The sequence below is a fragment of the Desulfobulbaceae bacterium genome, from assembly GCA_013792005.1.
In the GTDB taxonomy this organism is placed as follows: Bacteria; Desulfobacterota; Desulfobulbia; order Desulfobulbales; family VMSU01; genus VMSU01.
Map to the genome: position 1 here is coordinate 1 of VMSU01000130.1, position 10,842 is coordinate 10,842.

At 51.0% G+C, this 10,842-nt stretch carries 8 protein-coding genes; 3 read left to right on the top strand and 5 right to left on the bottom strand.

Annotated features, from left to right (window positions below):
• A partial coding sequence (locus tag FP815_07605) for a PAS domain-containing protein (GenBank protein MBA3014807.1) occupies positions 1–1,522 on the top strand: 1,522 nt, incomplete at its 5' end.
• A 24-nt stretch (positions 1,523–1,546) separates the two neighbouring features.
• Here the strand turns inward: FP815_07605 and FP815_07610 are convergent.
• From FP815_07610 to FP815_07620, 3 genes are read right to left on the bottom strand one after another with little or no spacing between them, the layout of a single operon-like run.
• Positions 1,547–3,799 (bottom strand): PAS domain S-box protein, encoded by a 2,253-nt coding sequence (locus tag FP815_07610; protein ID MBA3014808.1) that lies wholly within the window; start codon positions 3,797–3,799, stop codon positions 1,547–1,549.
• A 5-nt stretch (positions 3,800–3,804) separates the two neighbouring features.
• Positions 3,805–4,065: a sulfurtransferase TusA family protein gene (locus FP815_07615; protein MBA3014809.1), complete on the bottom strand. Its 261-nt coding sequence runs from the start codon at positions 4,063–4,065 to the stop codon at positions 3,805–3,807.
• A gap of 3 nt (positions 4,066–4,068) precedes the next feature.
• Positions 4,069–5,172 carry a YeeE/YedE family protein gene (locus FP815_07620; protein MBA3014810.1) on the bottom strand — a complete coding sequence of 368 codons (1,104 nt, stop codon included), beginning with the start codon at positions 5,170–5,172 and terminating at the stop codon, positions 4,069–4,071.
• Between the two features lie 463 nt (positions 5,173–5,635).
• Between FP815_07620 and FP815_07625 the strand changes: the two genes are divergently transcribed.
• Complete coding sequence (locus FP815_07625; GenBank protein MBA3014811.1) at positions 5,636–6,829, top strand: ABC transporter permease; 1,194 nt, start codon at positions 5,636–5,638, stop codon at positions 6,827–6,829.
• A gap of 342 nt (positions 6,830–7,171) precedes the next feature.
• Here the strand turns inward: FP815_07625 and FP815_07630 are convergent, their stop codons facing one another.
• Positions 7,172–7,861 (bottom strand): ABC transporter ATP-binding protein, encoded by a 690-nt coding sequence (locus FP815_07630; protein MBA3014812.1) that lies wholly within the window; start codon positions 7,859–7,861, stop codon positions 7,172–7,174.
• 286 nt (positions 7,862–8,147) lie between these two features.
• Here FP815_07630 and FP815_07635 point away from each other — a divergent pair, with 286 nt between their 5' ends.
• On the top strand, positions 8,148–9,305 hold the full coding sequence (locus tag FP815_07635) for a hypothetical protein (GenBank protein ID MBA3014813.1): 1,158 nt from the start codon (positions 8,148–8,150) through the stop codon (positions 9,303–9,305).
• 108 nt (positions 9,306–9,413) lie between these two features.
• On the opposite strand, the gene FP815_07640 is transcribed toward FP815_07635, so the two are convergent.
• The gene (locus tag FP815_07640; GenBank protein ID MBA3014814.1) at positions 9,414–10,529 is read right to left on the bottom strand and encodes a ribonuclease D; all 1,116 of its coding nucleotides are present in this window, start codon (positions 10,527–10,529) and stop codon (positions 9,414–9,416) included.
• Positions 10,530–10,842 lie beyond the last annotated feature (313 nt).

Consider the following 10,842-nt stretch of genomic DNA (forward strand, 5'->3'; position numbering starts at 1 on the left):
GGCCACCGAGAAAGAACGGTTAGCAGTCACTTTGCGCAGTATTGGCGACGGTGTTATTACCTCCGATGTTTACGGTAAGGTGGTCCTGGTTAACAAGGTGGCGGAGGCGCTTACTGGCTGGCTTCAGGAAGAGGCAGTGGGCCAGCCCTTTATCGAAGTTTTCAAGACCATCAATGAGAATAACCGCAGCCCCTGTTTCAATCCGGTGGAAAAGGTTTTGGCCACTGGCGCTATTGTCGGTCTTGCCAATCACACCATTCTCATAGCCCGGGATGGAACGGAGAGAAGCATTGCCGACAGCGCTGCACCGATTCGCGACCGGGAGAGCCGGACTATCGGGGTGGTGCTGGTATTCCGTGATGTGACGGAAGAGGAAAAACGTGAGAAGGAACGGAGTAAGATCAAAAAACTTGAATCCATCGGGGTGCTGGCCGGTGGCATTGCGCATGACTTCAATAATATCCTGGCGGCGATATTAGGGAACATCTCGCTGGCGATGCAGTTTGTTGTCGAGGAGAAAACGCACCAGCTTTTGGAGCAGGCGGAAAGCGCCGCATTACGGGCTACGGACCTGACCCAGCAGTTGCTTACTTTTTCCAAGGGTGGCGAACCGGTAAGAAAAGTCGCTGCCATCACCGAGATAATCAAGGAATCTTCTCAGTTTATCCTTCGGGGTAGCAACGTTCGCTGTGATTATCAGTTTGCCGAGGATCTCTGGCCTGTCGAGGTCGACTCCGGGCAAATAAGTCAGGTTATTCAGAATATTATCATTAATGCCGACCATGCCATGCCCGAAGGTGGCGTCATCGAGGTTCGGGGTGAAAATGTCATTCCCGGGAAGACGGAGCGGTTACCGTCCGAATACACCGGGCCATGTGTCAAGGTAACGATCCGGGATCAGGGGATCGGTATTGCCAAAAACCTTGTTGACAAGATCTTCGACCCGTATTTTACAACTAAAAGTAAGGGCAGCGGCCTCGGCTTGGCCATCACCCATTCTATCATCAAAAAACATCATGGCTCTATCTGGGTGGAGTCGGAGCAGGGGGTGGGCACCACCTTTTCGATTCTGCTGCCCGCCACGGAAGGCTCGACGGTGATCGAGCAGCGTGAAAGCACTCCTCCTCTTGAATCAAAGGGGGGGCAGCGGATACTGGTCATGGACGATGAGGAGATGGTTCGGAATATCTTTCAACAGATGCTCTCGTATCTCGGCTATGAGGTCTGTCTTGCAAAAGATGGGGCAGAGGCCATTTCTCTGTATGAGCAAGCCATGGTTGCGGACGAGAAGATCGACGCCATTATCCTGGATCTTACCATCCCGGGGGGAATGGGTGGCAGGGAGGCGGCAGTATGTCTTCTTGCCCTAGATGGGCAGGCGAGATTGATTGCCTCCAGCGGATATTCCAACGACCCGATAATGGCCAACCCCAAGGAGCACGGCTTTGTTGGGGCGATAACTAAACCTTATCAGCTGAAAACGTTACACGATACCCTTGCTGCCGTGCTGGCAAAGCATTAACCTGCTTGTTGCCGGTCGGGACTGTCATTCCTCTTTCGTAACCTCTGCTCCGGATGCTACCGATTGAATCGTGCTGATGAATTGCTGGAGCTGGTACGGCTTGGGGATAACTGCTTTAAAGCCATATTGTTGGTATGAGGTCATGGAGGCGTCGCTGGAATAGCCGCTTGAAACGATGGCCTTAACATCGGGATCGATCTGCCGTAGCTGCTCCATGGTTTCTTTGCCGCCCATGCCGCCTGGGATGGTCAGGTCAAGAAGGACAAGGTCATACGGGGCGTTTTGCTCTATGGCGTGACGGTAGAGATTGATGGCTTCTTTGCCATCTACGGCGGTGTCCACCACCTGGCAGCCAAGCTGGGTGAGCATGGCCTGGGTCAGCTCTCTGATCATCAATTCATCATCCATCACCAGAATTTTCAAGGGTTGCAGCGCAACTGGCGGTGAGGGTTTGGCGGTGAGGGGGGCAGGAGGTCTTTGAGTTCGGGCGGGAAGGTAGACCGTAAATGTTGTGCCACGCCCTATTGTCGAATGGACCGCGATATGGCCGTCGTGCTTTTTGACAATTGCATAACAGGAGGCCAGTCCAAGGCCGCTGCCCGTGTCCTTGGTAGTGAAGTAGGGGTCAAAGATCCGGTCCATAAGCTCTGGTTCGATGCCGCATCCGGTATCGGAGATAGTCAGGGTGATGTATTTTCCCGCCTTGATGGGTAAAGTGGTGTCGGCTGTGACCTCGATGTTCCGTGCGGTAATGGTTATGTCGCCGCCACCGGCCATGGCTTGATTGGCATTAATAACCATATTGTTGATCACTTGGCTGATCTGTCCTTCATCAATATAGGCCATCCAGAGATCGGGATCGAGGTGCAGCCCGCACGTTACATTTGAGCCCCGCAGGGAAAATTCGGCGGTTTCCTTGATCAGTTCCGCCACTGAGGTGGTTTTGCGGATTGGAGCGCCACCCTTGGCAAAGGTGAGAAGTTGCAGGGTGAGGCTTTGGGCGCGATGACAGGCCTTCTCTGCTTGTGAGAGTTTTTCAGTGGCTGGGCTGTCCGGCGGGGAGAGCATGGTGGCGAGATTGATGTTGCCGATGATGCCGGTAAGAATATTGTTGAAATCGTGGGCAAGTCCACCGGCCAGAACGCCAAGCGATTCGATCTTTCTGGCCTTTTGGATTTCAGACTCCATCTCTTTCTCTGTCGTGATATCCCTGAAGGCCACGACAATCCCTGAAGTGGCTCCGTCCTTTGCCTGAAGTGTCGTGGCGTTAAGGCTGATCCATCGTTCACTCCCGTCTTGGTGGATCAGGATGGAATCGGAGAGTTTGTCGAGCGATAGGTTCTTGTTCTTGAGGGTCTCGGTGGTGATATTGATGCACTCTTGTCGGTTCTGGTCGGTAACCAACCAAAAGATTTCACAGACTTTTTTCCCTCGGGCCATCTCCTGTGACCATCCTGTAAGCTGTTCAGCGACCGCATTCACCAGGATAATCCTTCCTTCAATATCCGTGGTGATTACCCCCTCCGCAATGCTTTGCAGGGTGATTCGCAGCCGCTCTTTTTCGGTGGCCAATTCGTTTTGGGCGGCCTTCAACATTGAGATGTCGGTATAGAGGATGACGCTGCGGGTGATCTCCCCGTTCTTATCTTTTACCGGAGAGGCCACAATGGTTAAATTGTGGTTATTTATATAACACTCCGGTATGAATTCAGTTTTCCCTGAGGTTAGCATTGCCTGATGTGGGCAGCGCGAGAGAAGAGGCTGTTGGCTCTGGCAAAGAACCTCCCGGCATTGTTTGCCGAGGATATCTTTCTCCCCTGTGGCAAACATTTCATGGAATCTTTGATTGTAGGATAAGATCCGGCCGTGGCGATCCACCACCATGACTCCTCCTCCGACTGCTTCAAAAATAGCCTGGATCTCGTCCCGTGCCAGTTCGAGCTTGTTGTTGGTGTGGTGGAGGTGGTCCAGGATCTGGGCAAAGGATTTGGCCACAATCCCTATTGGGTCGGAAAGTATTAGTGATTTGTCGTCAAGTTCTTCCGGCTGCAGGGGCAGAGTGCCCATTACCGTGAGGAGTTGATTGACCTTGTTCCGGATGTACGTGGAGGCGTTCTGGTTTTCGGCAGTGAGTTGCCGGTTGTGATTAATCAACTCATTGATCAGTTGTGCCACTGGGGTGAGATCGCCGGTTTCGTCTAGATTAAGCAGGGGTTCGCCCGGATTGGCAAGGGCCTGACTCGCTTTGGTGCAGAGATCGGCAATGGTTGTTGACATGATGGTCAGTTCCCGTTTTCGTGCCCGATGCGGATGGAGTAAAAACCTAATTCTTGTTTCACCTCAACCCTATACCCCATATTGCGGGCTGTCTCCGGAATGGTGGCTATGGCGTGACGATTATCGGAGATGATAAGTAGTGAGATCTCCCCATTCAACAGTTCTTTCTGATGTTCATTCATTTCGGCCATGGTGGCCAGCAGAGTGGAGGGGCATACTTGGCCTCGAATATCTATGACGATCTCTTTGTAAATGGAATCAGACATGCGTTAACCTCTTGACGATGACATGACGACGCGGGTCAGGATTTTACTCCCCAACCAGGCGCCGGGCAGTAAGCCTATGACGAACAGGAGACTCGACAACGCCAGGATCGGCAGTCCTCCCATGAGGTGCCAGATATTACAGCCAGGGGTCATCCTCGAACCCAAAGCCAGAATGATGCCGCCGATAAAGGCCATCGCCAGTTGCCGACCCGGTATCCGAGTATGCCACAGATACTCTTTAAGTAACAGAGCGGAGATGAAACTTCCCAAGATAATGCCTGCGATCAGGGGGAACTGGATGGTCCAGATAGAGTCAAGGGCCGGTCCGGCCCCACCGTGTAACAAGGCGCCTGATGCCGGGTGGACGATGTCTAAAGGCTGTGCCGCAAAAAAAGGATTACGCGATACATGTGCCGGGATAATGGCGTTTTCGATGATTGCCGCAAACTTGGCATAGGTGTTGGTGATACCCATGGGCATGCCGATCGCAACATAGGAGCTTGCGCCGATTACTGCCAGGATGAGTGCAGCCTTCCATGGCTGCAGGTAGCCGCGTACTGACGTGTTGATGGTTAATCTTCCCGTCTGCCACCATCTGATGCATAGCCAGGAGGCAGGCAGGGCCACGGTTAAGATCACCAGGGTGGGGTCGATATTCAGGAGCGCGGGCAGGGTTAGCGCTTCTTTGGTCAGGACAGTCTGCCGGACCAGGGAGGCCCACCAGGGGTGCAGTTCGGCATAGAGGGCGCTGCCCAGGATCAGACCGAGGAAAGCGGTGGCGCTGATCAGGCTGCCGGCCCCTAACTTATAGAGGGTTCCCACTACGCAGCCTCCTGCGAGCACCATGCCCAGACCGAACACCATGCCACCCACGATATTGCTGAGCGCTGGCGGGGCAAGGAGGGGAAATGGAAACAAGGGCAGGAAATGACTCCTGCGCAATGTTTCAAAAAAAATCATAGAGACTGTGACCTGCAGCAGCAGGGAGCGCAGCATAAAGAAGTTTTTGAACAGGATGGCATCACGGAACATACCGGTAACGCAGTAATCTGACCGGTGCATGACAAAGCCTGCAACGATCCCCATCAGGAGGCCTGCAATATACATGAGTATGGTTGAATCAGTGAGCACCTGTTGGTGTTCTCCTTAGGGCTGCATTCCGTGGTTATTTTAGTACATACATCACTCTATATGGACATGCCTGAATATATACATGACTGCGGGGTTGGTAAAGGAAAAATGTTGTATAACCAGCAAGCTGGCCGCACTGGCGGTATTTAATTCTCCCCTACTAGGGTGCCTTGATCCGTGAGCCATAGCAGCCTATGGGCTACTTGTCAAAAGGGTATGTAATCATTTGCCCGGTAGAGTATTGTCGGAGTAATCTGTTGCGGCAAGGCCATTTTTGACGTGGGGAGTTGCTTGCGCCTGTACGTTCCTTCGTTGGAAAGAGATTGATTTCGTTGAAGGCTTCGGCTATTGCTTTATACATTCCAGACCGAATACAGCTTGCGGGCCTGTGTTGCCAGTTCTGTACTATTACTTAATAATGCCAGCCTAGAAGGACGTCATGACCACCAACAGTACTTATCCTATTTTCGCCATTGTCTGGAAAAGTGTTTCCCGGAAAATCTTCCGCAATATGATCCTGATCCTTGCGGTCGCCCTCCTGGTCGCCCTATTGGTATTTGCCTTACTCTTTAACAAGGCGGTAAAGGAAGACCTGGAGGCAGCGGGAAAGCGGCTCGGCGCGGATATTATTATTGTGCCGTCCGAGGCCAAGGGGCTTGCCGAGGAATTTATCCTGGAGAGTAAGATCAAAAGCTTTTTCATGGACATGTCTATTTTTGATACTATTCGCGATCTGCCAAACGTCAAAAAGGCCACCTTCCAGATTTATTTAAATACCTTGGCATCAGGCTGTTGCAGTATTGACGATGGTGAGGTGGTTGTTTTTGATCAGGATGAGGACTTTGTGGTAAAACCATGGCTGGAAGAAGGCCCCGGTCGTCTTGCCCCTGGGCAGGTCTACGTGGGGAGCTATGTGTACGAGTATCTCGGGCTGATTAACACCGCAAGCCTTTTTGGGCAGGGAGTCAAGGTGGTTGGGCATCTGGAGCCGACCAATACCGGGCTTGATCGTGGCGTCTTCATGAATCTTTCAGACTTGAACAAAATTTCTTCCGGCGCTGCCGGGAACTATCAGCAGGGGAAGATATCCATTATCTTTGTCAAAGTCCGGGACGGAGTGCCCATAGATAAAGTCGTTGATGATATTCGTAATATCAATCCAGGGGTCGGGATAATGACCAGGGGAGATATTGGCAGTTCGGTGCGTAATACCTTGAGCGATATTGTGCGGGTATTTTCAATTACCATTACCATCTCCTCACTTCTCGCTATTTTGCTTGCCTGGACTACATTCACTGTTCTCGCTAACGAGCGACGGCGTGAGGTAGGTATTCTTCGAGCTATTGGCGCCCATCGGGGACATATTATGCAACTCTTCCTTGGTGAGGCCATCCTGATTAGTGCCATTGGCGGCCTGGTGGGGGTTGTCGCAGGGCACTCCCTCATTCATTACCTGGCTGGTGATTTCAATCTGCTCAGCCGGCTGGGCACGGTGGCGACTATTACTCCAGGGAATGTTGTTATTGTTTTCACAGCCATGGTGGCAGGTGTTGTGGTCTGTCTTGTTGGCGCCGCTATTCCTGTTGTCCGTCTGGCAAGTATGGAACCCTTGTCGGCGATCAAAGAGGAATAGACAACTCGGGTTAACGGTGATTGGGTCCTGCCAATGGTTGAGGACACACTGACATTGAGTATCATGCGATGATTAATGTCAAACCATGATTCTTTTAACCGTAAACCGTTAACTGACAACCGCAAACCGATAACCCGAGCAACTACCAATCTATGCTGTTTTGTGGGCGAGGGTTATGTCTGGAGAGGTGATGTTTCGTACGTGATCACAGGGGCCAATCCCTAGTCAAGCAAGGACTGTAAGCGGTTACAGGGTGCCCCAGATGCGCGAAAGCGGCCTGTGAGCTATACACTTGTATGAGAGCAGGCCGCTGACAAAGCAGATGGGGTATCCTGTGACCGCTTACGATGTTTCAGGTGGTTGGATAGCCAGGACACCCTGTCGCATGAAGAAGACTCTGGGATTTTCCTGGGTGGCGGCAAGGTGGGTGTTGTGGGTGACAACCATGAAGGTAGTCTCCTTCTGTTGATGATACTTTCGGAACAGGCTTAAGATCTCTCCCTCTGTTTCTTCGTCCAGGTCGCCGGTCGGTTCATCGGCCAGGATGATATCCGGACAGTTGATAAAAGAGCGGGCGATAGCAACGCGACGTTGCTGCCCCCCGGAGAGTTGGGATGGAAAAGAGTTAACCTTGTCGGCCAAGCCGACTTCAGCGAGGATCTCGGCTGCCATTTCCCTGTTTCCTGCCGGATGCCGGCAAAAGGAGAGGGGCAGGAGGATATTTTCCATCACGGTAAGGTTGGGTATGAGGCTGGCAAACTGAAAGACAAAACCGATCCTGCTGTTGCGGATGGTGGAGAGAGACCTGTCCGACTGGCGCCAGTTCTCGACACCATCTACGAAAACCTGACCGTTATCTGGAGTGGTTAATCCGCCAATAAGGCTCAATAAAGTTGTTTTTCCTGAGCCTGAGTGACCCAGGATAACCACAAAATCTCCCTTGTCGATGGACAGGTTCACACGATCAACAGCAGGGATGCTGCTGTTACCTACCTCATATTTTTTGGTTAGACCTCTGCACTCAATAATCATTCCTTATCTCTCCTCATTGCGGACAAAAAAACATCGATGGATCGCGTTGTAATTAAAAATAAAAAGAAAAAAACTAATTATTTTCCAGTAAGCAAAAATATTATTGCCAATATACCACGATTCAGTATATTGACAACAAGATGTGCGGCAAAATGTCGCACCTGGAATTGGGACTACAACCTGGTGGCAGGTTTTGGTTGTAGGCCAACATAAGTATGCTGATAGTCACTGGTAATAAAAAAAATAAGCCGGAGCTACAGCCCAAACATTTTACAGGAGGAGCAGCATGCAAATTACCAAATCGAGATGGACTAGATCCCTGATTACCGGCACCATCGCCCTTGGCCTGCTGAGTGCAGCATCAACCGCTAGCGCTGACAGCTACGCTGGTACTGCCTTCGTTGCCGGGATGGGTGGTCATTTCGCCAAAGCCGAATTTACGATCGATCCCAAAGCCGAAACCCCGATCAGCATTAGCCAGCTTGATATGGTCAATATCGGAAGCGGCGCTTCGCATCCGACCCATGATGCTCGTATTGATAGTAAAGACCGTGACACTATGTATTGGTCCACTTATAAGCCCGATCCAGCAGCAGATAACTCTTATCACTATGGTAAGACAGATCTGAAAACCGGTGAGGTAGCAAGTGATGTGGTCTTCAAGATTCCGGGATCGGTAATCAACACCAAAGCTGGTTTCTGTGCTTCCGCCCAGACTCAGGATTATTTTATGCCTATCTCCATGAATAAGCCAGGGTATATCAGTGTAATCCGGAAGAGCGATATGAAGCTCATGCACACCGTCTTTCTTGAGGGGACTGAAGCTGACATCAAAAAAGGATATAAATACTTCCATGGTGTCAACTCTCCGGACATGAAGGAAGTTCTCATCACCATCAATGAGTCAGATGTTGATCAGGGAAATAAGGAGTTGGGCGATGTAGTAGGAAAAATGCATATGTTCGTGCTGGACGCTGCCGAGTTGGAGCAGGGTAAGGTAAAGGTCTTGCGTAAGGGTGTGGCTGACGGTAATGCCAAGAAATCTATCAGCTTCCGTCAGTATTACTCACCGGATGGCAAGTATATCGCTAACGCCACCGGAGATATCCTCTTTCTGATTGACGCCGCGACACTTAAGGTTTTGGATGCAGAGCCCATGCCTAAATTTGAAGAGACTCATGACGCCATCTTTACACCGGACAGCAAGTACGTTATTGCCACTTCCCGGACCAAGGCCATCCTTCCTGACTGTAAGACACCGGACGCTCCTGCTGATGGCGAGTGGCGCATGGACGGACAGCTTAAACTCTATGATGTAACTGCCCAAAAGTTTATCGGTAAGGCATCATCAGCTTGTCTCTCGTGTCATGATAAAGAGATCGGTACCGATGCCGGTGCTCCTCACGCAGTTCTTTGTGGGCTCGATGTGAACTTTAAGAAGTAGCAGATGTGAAGTTCGGCCTGATTGGGTCGAATGAGAGTAGGATAAGAAAAACCGGGAGGGCGGAAGCCTATCCCGGTTTTTTTTTGGTTTGATGAAAACCTGTTACCTTTAAGCAAGTTCCCGCGTGATCTCGTCAGCAAAGAGTTCTCGTTGCCAGTTCCGGGGGATGATTTCGTTGACAGGCGCGCCATCCGGTAAGTTTGCCAATGCCTCCAACAGGATATTGTTGGCTAAGATGCCAGGATCTAGTGTCATCTCGCTGGCCTTTATCTCTCTCCATCGCTTGAGACGTTTCAGTCGGGAATCCTTGCGAAGGTCTCGTTCTGGGCGGGGGGATAGGGGGTATTGGGGAAGTTTGGTGTCGGGAATGGCTAAACCCTTGGCAATAGCGCGCAGCAAGCCACTGCCATGCCGCTGAGTGATATTTTCACTCAGGCCTTTAATGTCTACTAGAGTATTGATCGTTAGAGGACGTTTTGTGGCAAGTTCCGCCAAGGTTTCATTTCCTACTACCTTAAATGGGGGCCGATCCATCCGGCGTGCCTGTTCGTCTCTGAAATGCAGTAATTCCTCAAGCACTGCCAATGTTCTTGGGGGGAGCCGTGAGGCTCCTTTGAAGCGGAGGAACAGGGGGGCATTTTTCCTCGCGGCAACCCGAACCTGCTCCAGGAAGAAGCACTCCTCAATTACCCAAGATAGCCGACCTTTTTTTTGAAGTTCCTCTTCTAACTGCATGTGCAAATCGATAAGGAAACGGGTGTCCATGGCCGCATAGTTCAGCATCTCTGGACTCAAAGGCCTTCGGCTCCAATCGGCTTTTTGCGACTGTTTATTTAACGTGACATCAAATCGTTTTTTCAAGGTAGCGGCGAGACCCAGATCTTTTTTTCCAAGAAACTGGGAAGCAATCATGGTGTCAAACAGGTTCTTTATCTCAAGGCCGAAATCTCGGTGAAGAGAACGGACATCGTAATCAGCCCCGTGGAAAACTTTCCGAATGGCCGGATTGGTCATGACAGAAGCAAGGGGTGAGAGGTCAGGCCCGGCCAGAGGATCGACAAGCGCGGAAAAGTTTGGGATAGAAAACTGGATCAGGCAGACTTTCTCCTGATATCGATGGAGTGAGTCTGCCTCTAAGTCACAGGCCACGATCTGCTCATCTTGCAGACGGTTGGCTAATTCTGTTACGCCTTGGGTGGTGGTAATCATCGGGATGTCTATCATTGTAAAATCCTTTAGGATGGGAATTGATCGATGACTTAGCAGTTGGATGGACGTGCGAGACTTCGGGTACGATATCCATCGATAGTTACTCGAAAATCGGGTCAAAGGCCAATGAAATGGCAGAGAATATGGGAAACTGGTTCAGTCGGGCGCCGAGTTTCTGGATTGCCGCTAATTGTTTCAAGTAACTCAAATTTGATGGCGTCGCAAAAAAAGTCCGATCTACTGCGTCCCCGTCCAACACCAGCGGGGATTGAACTGAATTGCGTGGCGGTTTTGCTCGTTCGGCATACCATATGTATGGCCTCACTCA